Source organism: Actinomyces sp. SKVG-SVH-4(1) (assembly GCF_048514265.1).
Classification (GTDB): Bacteria; Actinomycetota; Actinomycetes; order Actinomycetales; family Actinomycetaceae; genus Actinomyces; species Actinomyces oris.
Map to the genome: position 1 here is coordinate 191660 of NZ_JBGEVE010000003.1, position 18705 is coordinate 210364.

Here is an 18705-nt window from a genome sequence, read left to right on the forward strand (position 1 = left end):
AGCTGTCTGTGGCTGTTGCTGCCACCGACGTCGGAGGCTGAGCACACGCACTGCGCCCCCGGAGTCGCGAAGGATCCGGGGGCGCCGCAGGTAGGAGTCAGGCTCCGGCGGCCTCAGACGCCCAGCCCCACCTGGGAGGCCAGGAACACGAGAGCGCCCAGCACCAACAGCAGCCCGATGGAGTAGGGGGCCGCCTTCTTGAGGATTTCGGCGTCCGTACCGGGGGCGTCCACTGCAGTGGAGGCGATGGCCAGGTTCTGCGGGGAGACGATCTTGCCCAGCCCGCCACCGATGGTGTTGGCGGCCAGCAGGATCTTCGGGTCGAGCCCGGCCCCCTGGGCGGCGGTGGCCTGCAGGTTGGCGAACAGGGCGCCCGCGCTCGTCGCCGAGCCGGCCACGGCGGTTCCCACCCAGCCCAGAGCCGGGGAGAGGAAGGCGTAGGCGGCGCCCGTGGCGGCCAGGGCCGCACCGATCGCGGAGGTCTGGCCGGAGAAGTTCATGACGTAGGCCAGGGCCATGACGGCCGCGATCGTCAGGATCGCCATGCGCAGCGTGTAGCAGGTCTTGGCCAGCGTGGCGAAGCCCTTGCCCACGCTCATCTCGAACTTGCCCGGCACCGAGCGCGCCGCGTAGATGAAGGTGACGATAATGGCGGTCAGGAAGATCCAGGTGCCCGGGTTGGACAGGGTCTGAAGGTTGTAGATGGCGCTCTTGGAGGCCTCGCCCTTGGCGGTCAGGAGCTGGCCGTACACGCCGGGCCACTTCACGGGCAGGTCAGTGGCCTTGAAGGCCTTGTCGAGATTGACGCCCAGGGTCCACAGCTTGGTCGTGGCGATGATGACCACCACCAGGATGTAAGGCAGCAGGGCCAGGATGACGCGCTCGCGGTCGGGGGCGTCGTCGGCGGCCACCTGGGAGCGGTACTCCTCAGGGGTCGTCGGGGTCCACACCAGCAGGAAGACGTAGGAGGCGGCCAGGCCCAGCAGGGAGGCCAGCACGGCGGTGAGCTCGTAGGAGATCGAGGGGGTGAAGAAATGACCCACCCCGGTGGCCAGCCCCGCCACGATCGCCAGCGGCCACAACTGCTTGACGCCGCGCGCGCCGTCGAGGATGAACAGCAGCAGGAGCGGGATGAAGGCGCAGAACACCCAGGTCAGGTGCCCCATGGCGGTGGCCACGCTCACCGGCTCCTGGCCGCCGAGCTTGCCGGCGGTCGTGGTGGGAATGGCCATGGCGCCGAAGCCCACGTTGATGGCGTTACCGACCATGACGACGACGGCCGCCTTGAGCTTGGGCAGGCCCAGGGTCGCCACCATGGCGGCGGCGATGGCCACCGGGGCGCCGAAGCCGGCCAGACCCTCGAGCAGGCCGCAGAAGGAGAAGGCCACGATGAGGGCCTGGGCACGCATGTCGCCCTTGCCGATCACGTTGAACACGGCCTTGAGGTCCTTGGAGCGACCCGAGACGTCAGTGAGGTTGTAGAGCCACACGGCCGCGATGATGATGTAGATGATCGGGACGAATCCCAGCGCCATGCCCTGGGTGGCGCTCATGACCGTCATACCCACCGGCATGTGGAACAGGGCGACTGCGGTGATGGCCGCGATCACCAGGGAGATGATGGCGCACCAGTGGGTGGCCACCTTGAACACGCCCATAAGGACGAAGAACACCACCAGCGGCAGCAGACCCACCGCGGCGGTGAGGTAGACGTTGCCGCCCACGGCGGTGGTCGACGGCGTGAAGGCGGCGGGCAGTCCCGCCAAGGCTGGGGCGAGCGGTGCCGGATGCGTCGGCAGGGCTGACAGGACGGCTGGCGTCATGGCTACTCCACTGTGAGTACTGATGGGTCGTCCAGGTCGTCAGCGGGGCTGGGTTGGCAGCCGCGCTGCTGCGTCCTGGGTACTAAGGCCCAACGATCATGCCATGGAGACGGTGACTTGTGCACTATATGCGGGGGCCGTGCGCCGTCTTCGCGCATTCTTCCAGGAAAAAGTGGGGACGCAGGGCGCGGCGGTCGAGGCGGCCCGGAGCTCATGGCGCCCAGTCTCGCCGGCACGTCATGCACGAGGGTGGGGTGCTACTGGACGAGGGTGGGGTGTACTGCGGGTAGGTGGGGCCTTCGTGCAGTTGGCACGACCCTTGGCCAGTGGATCCCGGCCCTCGTGGAGTAGGGCGGCCCGAGGCGAGGACCGGCCGGCGCCGGTGCTGCGGCCTGTGTCGGTGGGTGTCGGTGGCCGGCCGGCTCAGCGCCTGCGGGTGCGCCGGGGCACCAGTCGGGCCGAGTTGAGAATGAAGGCCGATTCGGAGACGACGTGCACGAGGGCCGCGGCCACCGGCCCCAGCAGCCCCAGCCCGGCGGCGATCATGCCGACGACGTCGACCACCACTGTGCCCACGAAGTTCACCATGATGATGCGCCGAGCCCGGCGGGCTACCCGCACGGTCTCGACCAGGTCGGCCGGGGCGGAGCCCACGAGCACCACGTCCCCGGCCTCGCGGGCCACGTCCGTGCCGGTGCCCATGGCGATGCCGACGTCGGCGGCGCCCAGGGCGGGCGCGTCGTTGACGCCGTCGCCCACCATGGCCACCCGCTTGCCCGCCCGGCGCAGCGAGTCGATGACCTCCTCCTTGTCGGTGGGCAGCAGGTCGGCGCGCACCTGCTCCTCGGTCAGGCCGAGCAGGCCGGCCACGTGGCGCGCAGAGGCGGCCGAGTCGCCGGTGAGCATGAGGACCTCCAGCCCCATGTCACCCAGGTCGCGCACAGCGGTGGCCGCCCCCTGGCGCAGCCGGTCGGCCAGGGCGATGGTGCCCAGGAGCTGTCCGTTGGCCCGCACCTCCACCACCGAGGTGGCCGACGGCGCCTCCGGGTCGGACTCGGCGCTCAGGGCGGCCTCATCCTCGCAGCCGGGGGTGTCCCGCTCCGCTTGGTGCCCTTGCCCCCGGCAGCGCCCCACGGTGATCCGGCGCCCTTCGATGTGGGTGCTCACGCCGGCTCCGGGGGAGTAGGCGACGTCGCCGGGCACCGGCACCGTCAGGTCGCGCACGGCGGCCTCGTTGTAGATGGCCCGGCCAATGGGGTGCTCGGAGTTCCACTCCGCCGCAGCCGCCAGGGCCAGCACCTCGTCCTCCCCGGCGGCGGCCTCGGTGGGGCGGACGCTCACGACCCGGGGCTCGCCGACGGTGAGGGTCCCGGTCTTGTCCATCACCACCGTGTCCACCGCGGAGAGCTGCTCCAGGTGGGTGCCGTCCTTGACGAAGGCTCCGCAACGGGCGGCGCGGGCGATGGCCGCCAGAACCGCCAGGGGAGTGCCCGCGGCCACCCCGCAGGCCCCGGCCACGATAATGACCGAGATCGTGGCGCGCACGTCCCGGGTGACCAGGAAGGTGACCAGGGCCGCCGCCAGGGCCAGATAGACGATGCGGGCCGCCAGCCGGTCGGCCAGGCGCTGGACCGGCGCGCGCGACGACTGGGCGTGGCGCACCGCGGCCACGATCCGCCCGTAGGAGGACTCCTCGCCGACCCGCTCCACCTCGAGCTCCAGGGCGCCACGGGTGATGGAGCCGGCCGGCACCCGGTCACCCGGCCCGACCTGCACGGGCAGTGCCTCCCCGGTGATCCGGGACTGATCGACGTCGGCCCTACCGGTGCGCACGACGCCGTCGACCGGCACCCGGCCCCCGGGGCTCAGGGCGATGACCTGCCCCGGGCGCACCTCGTCCAGGGGGACCTCGGTGACTCCGGAGGACTGCGAGGACTCGGAGGCCTCAGCGGCCTCGGCCGACTCGGCGGACTCAGTGGCCTCCGGGGCCCCCACCACCCGCGCGGTCTGCGGCAGGAAGGACATGAGATCGGTCAGGGCGTCGCGGCCCCGATCCATCGACAGCTCCTCGAGGACCTCGGCGCACAGCGCGAAGACCGTCACGGCCAGGGCGGTCACCCACTCGCCAATGACGGCGGCCGCCACGATGGCCAGGAGCATCGACAGCTCCATGCTCATGCGCCGCTCGCGCAGGTCACCGGCCGCCTCGACCAGGAGCGGCCAGCAGCCCACCGCCAGCACCACCGCCCCGACGGCGCCCACTGCCCAGCCGGGAGTGCCGGTCGCCTCCGCGACCCAGGCGCCCAGTGCCGCCAGGCCCACCACCGCGATGCGCACGACGTCGGCCCACTCGATCCGCTCGAGGATCCCCTCCCCCGTGCAGGCACCGGCTGAGCCGGTGGCGGCGCCGGCACCGGAGAGCTCGTCGGAGTCATCGACGGGCAGTGCCGGCGTTGAGGCCGACGGGGCCGAGGCGGGCGGGGACACGTGGGCAGCGGGTGGGTGAGCCGTCATGCAGGGACTCCTCGCAAGGGGGACAGGAAGTACTCCCCGGGCGGGCCGGGGAGCGCCACCCAGGAATCTACCGACCATTCACGGGTCTCGACAGTGTATGAGAGGACTAGTGGCGCATAAGGACGCCGCCAACGGGCCCGTGGGGAGACGGGAACCGTTGGCGGCGTCCGGGGCAGTGGGCACTCAGGCGGTGCCGGCGAGCGTCGCCTGAGCGCTGTCGGACATCGTCCCTACTCGACGACGTCCTCGTCGACCCAGTCCAGCGTGCGCTGGACGGCCTTGTTCCAGTTGCGGAAGAGCCGCTCGCGCTCGGCCTCCTCCATGGACGGCTCCCAGCGCTTGTCCTCGGCCCAGTTGTCGATGACATCCTGGGTGCCTGACCAGAAGCCCACCGCGATACCGGAGGCGTAGGCGGCCCCCAGCGCCGTGGTCTCGGCGACCTTCGGGCGCACCACGGGCACACCCACCTGGTCGGCCTGGAACTGCATGAGCAGCTCGTCACGGGTCATGCCGCCGTCGACCTTGAGCTCGGTCAGGGCCTGCCCAGAGTCGGCATTCATGGCCTCGAGGACCTCGCGGGTCTGGTAGGCGGTGGACTCCTCCACGGCCCGGGCGATGTGCGCCTTGTTGACGTAGCGGGTCAGACCCACCAGGGCGCCGCGGGCATCGGGGCGCCAGTGCGGGGCGAACAGCCCGGAGAAGGCCGGCACGAAGTAGGCCCCGCCGTTGTCCTCGACGCTGGAGGCCAGGGCCTCGATGTCCTTGGAGTCGGCGATGATGCCCAGGTTGTCGCGCAGCCACTGCACCAGCGAGCCGGCCACGGCGATCGAGCCCTCCAGGGCGTAGACGGCCGGCTCGTCACCGATCTGGTAGCACACGGTGGTCAGCAGCCCGTTCTCACTGCGCACTGGGGTGGTGCCCGTGTTCATGAGCATGAAGCAGCCGGTGCCGTAGGTGTTCTTGGCCTGGCCCTTCTCGAAGCAGGCCTGCCCGAAGGTGGCCGCCTGCTGGTCACCCAGGATGCCGCTGATGGGGGTGTCCACCAGCAGACCGTTCTTGCGGCCGTAGCCGAAGATGCCCGAGGAGGGCCGGATCTCGGGGAGCATGGAGACGGGGATGCCCATGTCCGCGCAGATCTCCGGGTTCCAGTCCAGGGTGTCGATGTTCATGAGCATCGTGCGCGAGGCGTTGGTGACGTCGGTGGCGTGCACACCGCCGTTGACCCCGCCGGTGAGGTTCCACAGCGTCCAGGTGTCCATGGTGCCCATGAGGAGGTCACCGGCCTCGGCGCGCTCGCGGGCGCCCGCCACGTTCTCCAGGATCCAGGCCACCTTGGGGCCGGCGAAGTAGGTGGCCAGCCCCAGGCCCACGCGGTCCTTGTACTTGTCCGGGCCGTCCTCGCCGGCCAGGCGGTCGCAGATCTTCTGGGTGCGGGTGTCCTGCCAGACGATGACGTTGTAGACGGGCTCGCCGGTGTTCTTGTCCCACACGACGGCGCTCTCGCGCTGGTTGGTGATGCCCACCGAGGCGATCTCGTGGCGGTTGATCTGCGCCTTGGCCAGCACCCCTCCGACGACGAAGCGGATGTTGTCCCAGATCTCGTTCGCGTCGTGCTCGACCCAGCCGGCGCGCGGGAAGATCTGCTCGTGCTCCTTCTGGTCGACGGCGACGATCTCGCCGTCGTGGTTGAACAGGATGGCGCGTGAGGAGGTCGTACCCTGATCGATGGCCAGGACGTACTTCTTCTCAGTGCTGTTGGGGCTCAAAGGAATGTCCTTTCACTGCGTTGTGAGGGGGCGGTGGTGAGGGCTGCGCTGGGCAGCGATGGTGTCGATGCGGTCAAGGGTTATGCGGGCTCAGAACAGCCCGGCGAAGTGGGGGACGATGAGCCCGGCGGCGACGGCGCCGATGAGCGGGCCGACGATCGGGACCCAGGAGTAGGCCCAGTCCGAGCCTCCCTTGCCGGGGATCGGCAGGAGGGCGTGGGTGATGCGCGGGCCCAGGTCACGGGCCGGGTTGATGGCGGAGCCGGTGGGGCCGCCCAGGCTCATGCCGATGACGACGACGACCATGGCCACGGCCAGTGGGCCCAGGCCGGAGGGGGTCTTGCCCGAGGCGATGATCCAGGCCAGCAGGACGAAGGTGCCCACGGCCTCGGTCACGACGTTCCAGCCGTAGGAGCGCACCGCCGGGCCGGTGGCGAACACGCCGAGCTTGGAGGCGGCGTCGGCCTCCTGGTCGAACTGCTTCTTGTAGGACAGCCACACGGTGGCGGCGCCTGCCATGGCGCCCACCATCTGGGCGGCGCAGTAGACGAGGATGTTGACCGGCGTGGCCGAGATTCCCTCGGCCAGGGGACGTCCGGCGACCGCCAGGCCGATGGTCACCGCCGGGTTGAGGTGTGCGCCGGTCTTGTAGGCGGCGTAGACACCCACGAAGACCGCCAGACCCCACGCCATGGTGATGACGATCCAGCCGCTGTCCTTGGCCTTGGAGGTGGGCAGCACGACACCGGCGACGACGCCGCAGCCCAGAAGAATGAGAAGGAATGTCCCCAGAGCCTCCGAGGCGAAGATCTGGGTCAGGGTCGCAGACATGTGCGGCTCTCTTTCTGCACGACGGTGTGCGGGTGTAGTCGGGACGGCGAGGTCCGGGTGTGGGTGGTGGGTGGTCGCGGTGCCCGCCTCTACGGGAACTGACGGGCGCCACGGGGAGCCTGCTGGCCGAGCGGTACCGGCAGCGGTCCGCTCGGCCAGCAGGAGACTAGATCGGCTCGGTGATGTGCGCCACCGCGGCGGCGTCAGTCAGCTCGGACTCGGCCGCGGCGATCTGGGCCACGCGCTGGGCGTAGGCCTCCTTCTGGGCGGCGACGTCCTTCTCGGACCAGTTCAGCAGCGGCGCCATGATCGCCAGGATCTCGTCGGCGGCGGCCAGGCCCCGGTCGCGGCGCGAGAGGTCCAGGCGCACCCGGCGCAGCAGGACGTCGTCGAGGCTCTCGGCGCCCTCGTGGGTGACGGCCCAGGCGACCTCGGCGCGCAGGTAGGTGGGGGCCTCCGCCAGCGGCTCGCCCAGGCGCTCCTCGGGGCCGGCGGCGTCGATGGCTTCCAACAGGGCCGGGGTCTCGTCGCCGTAGCGGTCCAGCAGGTGGGTGACCCGTTCCAGGGTCCAGCCGCGCTCACCGGCGATCCGCCCGGCCCGCTTGGCCAGGGCGTGGTAGCCGGCCGCACCCACCAGGGGCAGCTCCTGCGTGGCGCAGGGGTGGGCGTGGGACAGGGCCTCGCCCAGGGCGTGGTCGACGGCGTCGGAGGCCATGACCCGGTAGGTGGTCAGCTTGCCGCCGGCGATGGCGGTCAGCCCCGGGGCGATCCGGGTGACCGTGTGCTCCCGGGAGACCTTCGTGGAGGCGGCCTCGGCACCCGGCTTGAGCTTGGGCTGGAGCAGGGGGCGCAGGCCCGCGTAGACGCCGATGATGTCCTCGCGGGTGATGGGCCGCGACAGCACGGAGTTGGCGTGCTCGAGGATGTAGTCGACGTCGGCGGCGGTGGCCACGGGCTTGGAGACGTCCAGGTCCCAGGGGGTATCGGTGGTGCCGATGACCCAGTACTCGGGCCAGGGGATGATGAACAGGACGGACTTCTCGGTGCGCAGGAAGACCCCGGTCTCGGCGTCGATGGCCTCCTTGGGGACCACGATGTGGATGCCCTTGGAGGCCAGGACCTTCAGGCCGCCGGCGTCGGTGGCTAGGTCCTGGACGTCCTCGGTCCACACGCCGGCAGCATTGATGGTGCGCTTGGCCCGGATCTCGTGGTCGGTGCCGGTGGCCAGGTCGGTGACGCGGGCGCCGTGGACATGGCCGCGCTCGTCGGTGAGGAAGCCGGTGACCTTCGTGCGGTTGGCGGCCAGCGCCCCCAGGCCGACGGCGGTGCGCACCAGGTCGATGACCAGGCGGGCGTCGTCGACGCGGGCGTCGAAGAAGCGTATGGAGCCGGCCAGGCCGCTGGTGTCCAGGGAGGGGGCCAGGGCGGAGGTGCCCTTGCGGCCCAGGTGGCGCTGGATCGGCACGGTCTTGCGGCCGCGGGAGCCGGCCAGGGCCAGGGCGTCGTACATGCCCACGCCGACCGCGGAGTAGGAGCGCTCATAGTGGTGCTTGAGCGGCCACAGGAAGGGCTGGGCCTTGACCAGGTGCGGCGCGGTGGTGCTCAGCAGGCGGCCGCGCTCGGTGAGGGCCTCGTGCACGAGGGCGAAGTTGAGCTGGTAGAGGTAGCGCAGGCCGCCGTGAACGAGCTTGGAGGACCACGAGGAGGTGCCCGAGGCCCAGTCGCCCATCTCCACGATGCCGGTGCGCAGGCCGCGGGCCGCGGCGTCCAGGGCGATGCCGGCGCCGGTGACGCCTCCGCCGACGACCAGCACGTCCAGGCCCTCGGCGGACGACATCTCCTCCAGGGCACGCTCGCGCTGGGTGGCGTTGAGCGCGGTGTCCTGGATGGGTGCGGGGTAGGAGGGGCCAGCCGGGCCGGAGCTGCGGGGGGTCTTCTTGGACGAGGGCTTGCGGGTGGAGGTCATGGCTCCTGGGCTCCTACGTGTCGTGAGATCGAAACTGGTGGGGCTGTGCGGGGCCGGTCGGCGTTGACCGGGGTGCCGGATGGGAAGCGGCTCAGGTCCCGGCTTCCGGTGCCGGGGCCCACCGCGTCCCGTCGCGCTCGCACGGCCCTTGTGTGGTGGTGGACAACACTGTCCGCCGCGCGTGGGAGAATGCGCAAGGACTGTGCACGAATGTGCAGTAGGCTTTCGAGGTATCCACAAGAATGTCCGCACATCTGTGTGGACGGTTCTCCTGAACAGGACATCCGACGCCGCAGGCGGCAGGATCGTTCCCTTCCGCGGTGCGCAGCAGCCGTGTGGAACGGCCCCGTCATCGGAGGATGGAGCCGGGTGGAGCAAGGAGGAAGACGTGACTGGCAGAACCGCTGCTGACGCGGCCGGGGGCGCGGTGAGTGCTGCCGACCCCGGCGGCCTCCTGCGCGCCTATGAGGCGGCCTCCATGTACTACGTCCAGGGCGAGACGATGGAGGTGATCGCCCACCACCTGGGGGTGTCGCGCTCGACCGTCTCCCGGCTCCTGGCGCGTGCCCGCCAGGAGGGTGTCGTACGGGTCAGCCTCGTCCAGCCCGGGGGTGCCGGCTCCCTGGAGGGGCGGATGGCCCAGGTCTTCGGGGTCCGCACTCATATCGTCCCGGTGCGCGAGGGCACCACGGAGATCCACCGCCTCCAGCAGGTCGCCTCCGTCGCCGCCGCGCACATGGTCGATCTCATCGAGGCCCTGGCCGAGCAGGGCCGGGGCCGAGGTGCCGGTGCGCCTGAGTCCGGTGGTCCCGAGGATGACAAGCCCGCCGCGGCCGGCGAGCCCGCCGGAGCGGGCCGGGATGCTGACGCAGGAGGCGTCGTCGTCGGCGTCGCCTGGGGCACCACCATGTCGGAGGTCAGCGCCGCCCTGCCCTCGAGGTCCGTTCCGGGACTGACTGTCGTCCAGCTCAACGGCGCCTCGGATCCGGTGCGTGAGGGGCCCAGCGCCGGCGAGGTGCTCTCCCGGATGCGCCTGTCGCTGGGGGCGCGCACGATCTCCTTCCCGGTGCCGGCCTTCTTCGACCATGTGGCCACCCGCGAGGCCATGTGGTCGGAGCGCTCGGTCAAGCGGGTCCTGTCGGTGGTGCGGCGCGCGAGTCTGGCCGTCTTCGGCGTCGGCGCCCTCGACGCCCTCAACGGGGCCCTGCCCTCCCAGGTCTACGAGGGCGGCCACCTCACGGCGCGGGACCAGGCCGTCCTGCGCCGCCAGAACGTGGTGGGGGACGTGTGCACCGTCCTGCTGCGCGCCGACGGCTCCTGGCGCGACGTCGCCCTCAATGCTCGGGCCACCGGCCCGACTCCCGCCCAGCTCGCCCGGATTCCGCGCCGCCTGTGCGTGGCGGCGGGAACCGGCAAGGCCCGCGCCCTGCTGGCCGCGCTGCGTGCCCGGACGGCCACCGATCTCGTCGTCGACGACGCCACCGCCCGCGCCGTCCTGGAGCTCGCCGAGGTCCGCGGCCAGAAGGGAGGCGGTTCTCGATGAGTCGCGAACGTGGCAGGATGTGGCCCCGGATCGCGCTGCGGTCTGCTCACGGCTCCGACATCGCCGGTGGTGCGCCGGCTCGCGGGACCCACGACCAGAACTGAGCCCTACTGAATACGGACGACGATGAACAGCACTGCGCTCAGGACAGATGAACACCTGCCCACCGGGCGGGCAACTCGCCGGGCCGAGGTCTACGGGGGCGACGGCTCCCGACGCGTCCTGCGGCCGGCTCGCCCGGCGGACGTGCGTGCCATCGCCGAGCTGGTGCGGCCCTACGCCGAGCGCCGCGTCCTCATCGCCAAGGACCTCATCTCCTACTTCGAGGACATCCAGGAGTTCACCGTCGCCGAGGAGATTCCCGGCGTCGCCGGGCCCGGTGGAGCAGACGGCGGAGAGGTGTCGGCCGTGCCCAGGATCGTGGGCTGCGGGGCTTTGCACGTCATGTGGGACGACATCGCCGAGGTACGCACCCTGGCCGTTCATCCCGACGCCGTGGGGACCGGGCTCGGTTCAGCCATCCTGCGCGAGCTCATCGCGCAGGCCCGGGAGATGGGACTCAAGCGGGTGTTCTGCATGACATTCGAGGAGCCCTTCTTCGGTGCCCACGGTTTCGAGCCGATCGAGGGCACCCCAGTGGGTGCGGACGTCTTCTCCGAGATGCTGCGCTCCCACGACGACGGTCTGGCTGAGTTCCTCGACCTGGCCCGCGTCAAGCCCAACACTCTGGGCAACGCCCGCATGCTCCTGCACCTGTGAGCTGACGGACCTGGATGGGCCGGGGGTGGTTCGCTGCAGCGCGCCGCAGTCCTGTGCGACCTCATGGTCGGGCGCGATCCTGTCGGACAAACGACCGGCGGCTGTGTGACAGCCGTGCGACAACCGCGGAGGAGCACTCATGATCCGCAACGTTCACGAACGCGTCATCAACGCCCCTATCGAGTCCCTTGGGGCCCTGCTTGACGGGCTGGGACAGAAGGACGACCGGCTCTGGCCCTCGCAGTCCTGGACACCGATGGTCCTGGACCGACCCCTGGCGGTGGGAGCCGACGGCGGCCATGGCGTCATCCGCTACTACGTCAGCGAGTACGAGCCCGGCCGGCGAGTGCGGTTCACCTTCCGTCCGCGAACAGGGATCATCGGCGCCCATGAACTGAGCCTTGACACCCTTGACGATGAGCGCACCCGCATCCGCCACATCCTCATCGGCCGTACCCGCGGCGCCATGCGTCTTCTGTTCCCGGCCGTGGTCGAGCCCCTGCACGACGCCGTCGTCGAGGACCTCCTCGACAACGCCGAGCGGGAGGCGACCGGTTCGGTGGCCCGGCCCGCGTCCTGGAGTCCGCGGGTACGCGTGCTGCGCCGCCTCACTGGCGACAGATAACCGTCAAGCGCAGGCTGGGCCGATGGGGAGTTGTACCAAAAGCCGGCACAGAGCCGGAGCGATAGGCTGACAAAGCGTCGTCAGCCCCCATAAGTCCGAAGAACCCCTTGAGGAAAATACTCGTGAGACAGCCGCCGGTTAACGATTCCCATGGTTGGCCCGCCCAGTGGAATCCGGGACGGCGTCATCGGGTGCCGCCGATCTCACCGGTCACGGATAAGCTGGTGCGCCGAACCGCGTTCACCGGCTCCGGCTGGATCGTGTTCATTTTTTGTGGCATCCCAGGGCTGTACCTGCTGAACATTGCGCGACTCTTCGTGGGGGAATGGGGTGGCGCTTTCTTCACGGCGCTGATAATCGGGCTGTTGCTCCTCCTCCCTGTCGCGGTGGCGGCCTCGAGGAGGACGCAGTTCGATGCGGATGGGATCCATGTGCGGGGCCTGTGGAGCGCGCATGATGCCCCGTGGCCCCGCTCCCGCCGCGGGCTGGTCATCCAGCGGCCGGCTAAGAACCCGGTCCTGGGACTCCTCATCATGGCCTTCGCCGGGCTCTTCATCGTGATTCTGGTGTTCCTGAGTGATGGGAACCTGACCCCGGATGAGTTCCCCGGCATGAGTCTGGCCGCTCGGACCTACGTCCTCGACTCCGAGGGAGAGGCCGTCTGGCTTGCAGGATTGTCGCGCCGAGGATTGTCCAGGTCCGGCACGGAGCGCAGAAGCGCGGCGGAGCTGGATCGGATCTGGGATTGGGCAGTGGCTCGCGGTTATACCCGGGAGATGGGCACGCCCGCGTGATCGTAGGTTAAGCCTCGGCTTCGTAGGGTAAGGGTACGAACCGGGTGCCTACCCTACGATCGCGAGGAGTGCGACGACTCTCAGCCGGCTGGTGACGAAGGCATCCGGCCTCGCCCAAGCCGTTGCCGCTACGGTGTCCCCCGTGCCCGACCGCCCCACCCCTGACGACACCCTTACCGCTGCGACCTCGGCGCAGGACGTCATGACCTGGTACGACGCCCATGCCCGCGACCTGCCGTGGCGCAGGCCCGGTACCACGCCGTGGGAGGTCCTCGTCTCGGAGGTCATGAGCCAGCAGACCCCGGTGGCCCGTGTCGTCCCCGCCTGGCAGGAGTGGATGCGGCGCTGGCCCGGTCCCGCCGAGCTCGCCCAAGCCCCCACCGCTGCGGTGCTGCGGGTCTGGGGTCGCCTGGGCTACCCACGCCGGGCCCTGCGGCTCATCGAGTGCGCCCGCAGCGTCGTCGAGCAGCACGGCGGCGTCCTGCCCGATGCCCCGGACGCCCTCCTGGCCCTGCCCGGGGTGGGGGAGTACACGGCCGGTGCGGTCCTGGCCTTCGCCCACGGTCGGCGCGCCCTCGTGCTGGACACGAATGTCAGACGGGTCCTGGCCCGCGCCGTCGGCGGTCAGGCCCTTCCTGCCTCCAGCCTCAACCGGGCCGAGCGCGAGCGGGCACTGGGTCTGCTGCCCGACGACGACGCCACCGCCGCCCACTGGTCGGTGGCCGTCATGGAGCTCGGCGCCCTGGTGTGCACCGCCCGTGAGCCGGACTGCGGGGCCTGCCCGTGGCAGGCCGGCTGCGCCTGGCTGGCGGCCGGCCGCCCCGCGGACATCCACGCGGGCCGACGTCGCACCCAGGCCTGGCACGGCACCGACCGCCAGGCCCGCGGGCTAGTCATGGCCCGCCTGCGCGCGGCCCCCGACGGGCAGCGCGTCAAGGCCGCCGAGCTCAGGGCCTGCGCCGCCAGGGCCGGGACGCGAGCCCCCGGCGGAGCTCCCGACCCCGAGCAGCCGGTGCGCGCCCTGTCCACCCTCCTGGCCGACGGGCTCATCGCCACCGACGACGACGGCGCCACCTACCGGCTTCCCTAACCGCCCACCGCCGCGCGGACCGCCCCGGTAGCCGGCCGGCAGGCCGCGCTTGGGGCCTGTGCGGACAACGACGAAGGTCTCACGCTCTGGCGCATCGCCGGGGCGGGGCGCTCACGGGCCTGGGCTTGTGACGCCGGTAAAGTCGTGACCATGGCCAAAGGACGTGGACGCAACCAAGGGGAAAGCGCAGGACGACGAGGCTCGGCCCGTCGCGGCGCAGGCTCCTCGTCGGGGCGCTCCGCCTCGGGCTCCCAGTCCCGGCCCCATCGGCAGGGCGCTTCCGGTGGCGGCCCGCGGACGGGCGCTGGGCAGTCCTCCTCAGCCCGCTCCGGTGGAGTGCCCCGATCCTCCCAGGCCAAGGGACGCGGCGGCCGCGCATCGGGCGCCAAGTCCACTGGACGCCCCCTGCACTCGGGACAGACGGGTAGGCCCGCCGGCGGGCACTCGGGTCAGGCGGGCCAGGCAGGCAAGAACCGCCGGTCCCCCCAGGGCGGCCAAGGGACCTCGACGTCGCGCTCGCGGCAGGCCGCTCCGGGAACCGCTCGCTCCTCCCGGACGAGCTCGACTCAGGCCGCTCGCTCCGATCGTCGTCGACACAGTTGGGGCGCGGGCCTCCAGTGGACCCATATCGGCGGCGGGCGGCTGACCGGAGCCCCCGACTCGATCCCGCAGGGCCCGGACCAGCCTCGCAGTGGGCGCCTGCGCAAGCCGGTCCCGCCCCAGCCCCGCTACGGTCTGCGCCGTGCCCTGGTGCTGGGCGGGGTCCTGCTGGTCCTCTTGCTGCTCATCGTGACCATCGCCGTCGGCTACTTCTGGGTCCGTAACACCATCCGCACCCAGGATGAGGAGCGTGCAGCCGCCCAGGTGCACACCGTCTACCCCACTCCGGGGAAGTGCGACCCCTCGACCTTGAAGAGCACAGTGCAGGGGCCCGAGTCCGTCAGTGTCGGTGCCGGGGCGACCTTCTCCATCTCCCTGGTCAACAGCGGCCAGGCACCCTGCCTGATCGACGTCGGCAGCCAGGCCCTGGGGGTGCGGGTCTCCTCGGGCTCCCAGCAGGTGTGGGACTCTGTCACCTGCCCCGTGGGCCAGACCGAGAAGGCCCTCCTCCTGCCTGCGGGCAAGGGCGCCGATGTCAACGTGACCTGGAACGGTAACGCGGCCACCTCCGACTGCGCAGCGGCCAACGCGGCACCGGCCTCCCCGGCTTCTCCGGCAGGCGCATCGGCCTCCTCGACGCCGAGTGCCACTGCCTCCTCCTCCGCGAGCCCCTCGGCGGGCCAGGCGCAGACCGCCCCCGGCAGCACCGCGGGCGCGGGAACCTACCGTTTCCGCTTCGTCATGGGGGACAAGGACCTCACTGAGGACCGGGTCTTCGTCGTCGGCTGACGGCCTTCTGCAGGCGGGTGCCGGGGCGGCCGCCGGAAAGGCCTGGCGACCGACGAGCTCAGGAGTAGCGCTCGACGACGGAGATCTCCGCCAGCCGTGACAGCCCGTCGCGCAGGGTCCGGGCCCGCTGGGCGCCCACGCCCTCGACGGCCTCGAGCTCCTCGATGGTGGCTCCGAGGACCCCCTGCAGGGACCCCCACTGCTCGACGACGGCGCGCGCCGTCACCACGGGCAGGCGCGGGATCTTCGACAGGATCCGCAGGCCGCGCGGGGAGACCTGGGCGTCCAGATCCTGGCCGTCGATGCCGCCCAGACCCATGGAGCGCGCCACCATCGCCAGGTCCAGGAGGGCGGGGGAGCCCACCCACTTCAGGCGCGCATCGACGGTGGTCGTGTCCAGGCCCTCGGGCAGGTAGTCCTCCAGGAGGAAGCCGTGCTCGGCGAGCAGGCCCCGGGTGAGCTCCTCGACCTGGAGGGCCAGGAGACGCCCGTCGGTGCCGAGCTCCAGGACGTAGGAGTCGATGTCGGCGGAGATGCGGCGGACCATCTCCATGAGCTGGAGCACCGAGGTGACGTCACGGACGGTGACGAGGTCCTCGATCTCCAGGGAGTCCAGGCCGGCGGAGGTCTGGTCGAGGCGGGCCTTGTAGCGCTCCAGGGCGGACAGGGCCTGGTTGGCGCTGGCCAGGATCGACTCACTGGGCTCCAGGACGTGGCGCTTGCCGTCCACGTACAGGGAGATGATCCGCATCGACTGACTCACGGAGATGACCGGGTACCCGGTCTGGCGGGCCACGCGCTCGGCGGTGCGGTGACGCATGCCCGTCTCCGAGGTCTGGATCGAGGCGTTGGGCAGCAGCTGGACGTTGGCGCGCCGGATCCGGGCGGTGTCCATGTCGACGACGACGCCGCCGTCCATCTTGGCCAGCTCGCGCAGGCGGGCGGCGGAGAGCTCGACGTCCAGGTGGAAGCCGCCCGAGGAGATGGCCTCCACCACCGGGTCGAAGCCCAGCACGATGATCGCCCCGGTACGTCCGCGCAGGATCCGCTCCAGTCCGTCACGAAGGACGGTGCCGGGAGCAACGAGCGCAAGCGTCTCGTGCAGCTGGCCAGCGGCCTCGATCATCATCTCTCCTGATCTCGCGGTGTCCTGGGGAAGGGATCGCACAGTGAACTTGCCGGGGCGGACCGCGCTCGGGACCCTCCGGTCTTGCGGCATCCAGGTGAGCGCACGCCCCGGTGCTCACGCTCCCATGGTATCGGCAGCCGGGCCGACCTTCGGCGAGGGCCTTCCCACACTGGACCAGTCGGTCTGTTGGCGGCGCCCGGCCGATCCATGACGGTCACGTCACCTGCTCGGCTCCCGTGGCCGCCCCTGGTCCCGGCGTTGTCTGCGCTTGCCAGTAATGCATCCACTGCCTGTGCTGTATGTGCTGCCCATGGTGACCGTACTGTCCTGTCAGCCACGCGGGAGTGCCGCCCCCATGGCCTCACCCACGTGCGCGACCGGCAGCACCTGCATCCCGGCGACCTCGCGCAGCTCGGTCGAGCCCGCCAGCGGCACGATCGCCCGGTCGAAGCCGAGGCGGGAGGCCTCCGCCAGACGCCGCTGAATGCCGACGGTGGCCCGCACCTCACCGGTGAGCCCCACCTCGCCGAAGGCCACGAGGCCAGCAGGTGTGGGCAGGTTGCGCGCGGCCGAGACCACGGAGATGGCCACCGCCAGGTCCGTGGCCGGCTCGACGGCGCGGGCCCCGCCCACGGTGGAGACGTAGACGTCCGCACTGGAGGTGTCCACCCGCAGCCGGGCGCTGAGGACCGCCAGCGCCATGGCCGTGCGCGAGTGGTCCACCCCGGAGGTAGTGCGCCGCGGGGAGCCGGCGTTGGTGGGGGCCACGAGCGCCTGGATCTCCACCGGCATGGGGCGGCGCCCCTCGAGGGTCACGGTGGCGCAGGTTCCCGGCACCTCGGAGCGGGCGGCGGACAGGAACAGGCCCGAGGGGTCCGCCAGCCCCACGATGCCCCGCTCGCCCAGGTCGAAGCAGCCGACCTCATCGGTGGGGCCGTAGCGGTTCTTGACGGCCCGCAGCAGCCGCAGGCGGGCGTGGCGGTCACCCTCGAACTGGGTGACGACGTCGACCAGGTGCTCCAGGACGCGGGGTCCGGCGATCCCGCCGTCTTTGGTCACATGACCCACGAGCAGCACCGGGATATTGCGCTCCTTGGCTACCGCGATGAGTGCACCGGCCACGGCCCGCACCTGGGTGACGCCCCCGGCACTGCCCTCGACCTGCGCTGAGGCGATGGTCTGAACCGAGTCCACCACCAGCAGGGAGGGACCGGCTGCCTCCACGTGCCCCAGCAGGGCCCCCAGCTCGGTCTCCGCGGCCAGGAGCAGCCCGGGATCCATGGCGTCGATGCGTTCGGCCCGCAGCCGCACCTGCGAGGCCGACTCCTCACCGGTGACGTAGAGGACCGGTCCGTCCCCGCGTTCGCGCGCCACGGCGGCCGCCTTCGCGGCGACGTCGAGCAGCAGCGTGGACTTGCCGACGCCGGGCTCACCGGCCAGCAGCACGACGGCACCCGGCACGATCCCGCCGCCCAGGACCCGGTCCAGTTCACCCACCCCGGTGGGACGGGCCCTGGCCTCCGTGGCGCTGACCTCCCCGATGGGGCGGGCGGCCACGGTCGGTCGCACGGCGCCGGCAGCGCCCAGGGCCCCGCCGGCGCTCCCACCCGGGGAGTCGGAGACCTGAGTCTCCTCCAGGGTTCCCCACTCGCGGCACTCCCGGCACTGGCCCATCCACTTGGGGCTGGACCAGCCGCACTCGGTGCAGCAGTAGGAGACCTTGGGGGCCTTGGGGCTCTTTGATGCGGGCATGACCGGAGAGTATCGGGCCCCACCGACATCTATTCAGACCTAGACATCGGCGTCCTGCGGGCCTCAGTAGCCGACCGGGCCGCTCTGCCCTCCCTGACCGTAGGGCTGCTGGTTCTGGGAATCCTGACCGTACTGGCCCGACGGCGGCACCTGGCCCGGCTGCTGCGGCTGGCCGTACGGGGCCTGCTGCGGAGCGGTCTGAGCCGCCTGCTGGCCGGGCACCTGGCCGTAGCCGGCGCTCTGCGGCGCCGTCGGCTGGGCAGCCGGCTGTCCGTACTGAGGCTGACCGTACTGGCCCTGCTGCGGGACCTGCCCTCCCTGGAAGTACGGGGCCGCGTAACCGGGCACCAGGTGGGGAGACTTCTTGGCCAGGGCCGCGTCGGCGAACCTGCCGATCGCCAGAGCGCCGACAACGGGAAGAATGAAGACCAGGTAGGGGATGCGCACCCTCCCCTCGGCGTTCGTGATGATCCCGATGAAGATCGCGATGTCGATGACGACGCCGATCACGACCATGATGGTCATGATGAGGTAGTAGTAGCGCGTGCGCAGGGGCTGGTCCTTACCGGAGTCCTCGCTGTCAGGGATCTGAGGGTCGTTCTGGGCGGGTTGCTGTGCGCTCATGAGAGACGGCCTTTTCTGTATTCGGGGATTGGTGTCGCAGTGCGCCAGGTGGCGCGACCGGGTCCCAGCCTGCCCGCATTTGACCGTCAGGTCACCCCCT

The 18705-nt window shown here is 71.1% G+C and carries 14 protein-coding genes; 6 read left to right on the plus strand and 8 right to left on the minus strand.

Annotated features, from left to right (window positions below):
- Positions 1-113: 113 nt before the first annotated feature.
- The 5 genes from AB7V09_RS04205 to AB7V09_RS04225 form a co-directional block, all read right to left on the minus strand.
- A complete protein-coding gene (locus AB7V09_RS04205; RefSeq protein ID WP_419143030.1) occupies positions 114-1823 on the minus strand; it encodes an L-lactate permease in 1710 nt (569 codons plus the stop codon).
- Between the two features lie 423 nt (positions 1824-2246).
- Positions 2247-4337 carry a heavy metal translocating P-type ATPase gene (locus tag AB7V09_RS04210; protein ID WP_419143031.1) on the minus strand — a complete coding sequence of 697 codons (2091 nt, stop codon included), beginning with the start codon at positions 4335-4337 and terminating at the stop codon, positions 2247-2249.
- A 230-nt stretch (positions 4338-4567) separates the two neighbouring features.
- A complete protein-coding gene (glpK, locus tag AB7V09_RS04215) occupies positions 4568-6103 on the minus strand; it encodes a glycerol kinase GlpK (RefSeq protein WP_308681720.1) in 1536 nt (511 codons plus the stop codon).
- 90 nt (positions 6104-6193) lie between these two features.
- Positions 6194-6934 carry an MIP/aquaporin family protein gene (locus AB7V09_RS04220; protein ID WP_279012985.1) on the minus strand — a complete coding sequence of 247 codons (741 nt, stop codon included), beginning with the start codon at positions 6932-6934 and terminating at the stop codon, positions 6194-6196.
- A 166-nt stretch (positions 6935-7100) separates the two neighbouring features.
- Entirely contained in the window at positions 7101-8900 is a 1800-nt protein-coding gene (locus tag AB7V09_RS04225) for a glycerol-3-phosphate dehydrogenase/oxidase (protein ID WP_308681723.1), read from the minus strand.
- 388 nt (positions 8901-9288) lie between these two features.
- On the opposite strand from AB7V09_RS04225, the gene AB7V09_RS04230 reads away from it, so the two are divergent.
- From AB7V09_RS04230 to AB7V09_RS04255, 6 genes are all read left to right on the plus strand, one after another.
- A complete protein-coding gene (locus tag AB7V09_RS04230; protein WP_308681725.1) occupies positions 9289-10443 on the plus strand; it encodes a sugar-binding transcriptional regulator in 1155 nt (384 codons plus the stop codon).
- 126 nt (positions 10444-10569) lie between these two features.
- Entirely contained in the window at positions 10570-11202 is a 633-nt protein-coding gene (locus AB7V09_RS04235; RefSeq protein ID WP_308681727.1) for an amino-acid N-acetyltransferase, read from the plus strand.
- A 139-nt stretch (positions 11203-11341) separates the two neighbouring features.
- On the plus strand, positions 11342-11827 hold the full coding sequence (locus tag AB7V09_RS04240; RefSeq protein WP_311372059.1) for an SRPBCC family protein: 486 nt from the start codon (positions 11342-11344) through the stop codon (positions 11825-11827).
- A gap of 122 nt (positions 11828-11949) precedes the next feature.
- Positions 11950-12621: a hypothetical protein gene (locus tag AB7V09_RS04245; RefSeq protein WP_311372058.1), complete on the plus strand. Its 672-nt coding sequence runs from the start codon at positions 11950-11952 to the stop codon at positions 12619-12621.
- Between the two features lie 142 nt (positions 12622-12763).
- Entirely contained in the window at positions 12764-13711 is a 948-nt protein-coding gene (locus AB7V09_RS04250) for an A/G-specific adenine glycosylase (protein WP_419143032.1), read from the plus strand.
- 150 nt (positions 13712-13861) lie between these two features.
- A complete protein-coding gene (locus tag AB7V09_RS04255; protein WP_419143033.1) occupies positions 13862-15100 on the plus strand; it encodes a hypothetical protein in 1239 nt (412 codons plus the stop codon).
- A 58-nt stretch (positions 15101-15158) separates the two neighbouring features.
- Here AB7V09_RS04255 and disA read toward each other — a convergent pair whose 3' ends face one another.
- The 3 genes from disA to AB7V09_RS04270 all read right to left on the minus strand — a co-directional run bounded on the left by disA (position 15159) and on the right by AB7V09_RS04270 (position 18605).
- The gene (disA, locus tag AB7V09_RS04260; protein WP_101559851.1) at positions 15159-16229 is read right to left on the minus strand and encodes a DNA integrity scanning diadenylate cyclase DisA; all 1071 of its coding nucleotides are present in this window, start codon (positions 16227-16229) and stop codon (positions 15159-15161) included.
- Between the two features lie 330 nt (positions 16230-16559).
- Positions 16560-17981, minus strand: a complete 1422-nt coding sequence (gene radA / locus AB7V09_RS04265) for a DNA repair protein RadA (protein WP_419143034.1) — start codon at positions 17979-17981, stop codon at positions 16560-16562.
- A gap of 63 nt (positions 17982-18044) precedes the next feature.
- Positions 18045-18605 carry a hypothetical protein gene (locus AB7V09_RS04270; protein ID WP_419143035.1) on the minus strand — a complete coding sequence of 187 codons (561 nt, stop codon included), beginning with the start codon at positions 18603-18605 and terminating at the stop codon, positions 18045-18047.
- Positions 18606-18705 lie beyond the last annotated feature (100 nt).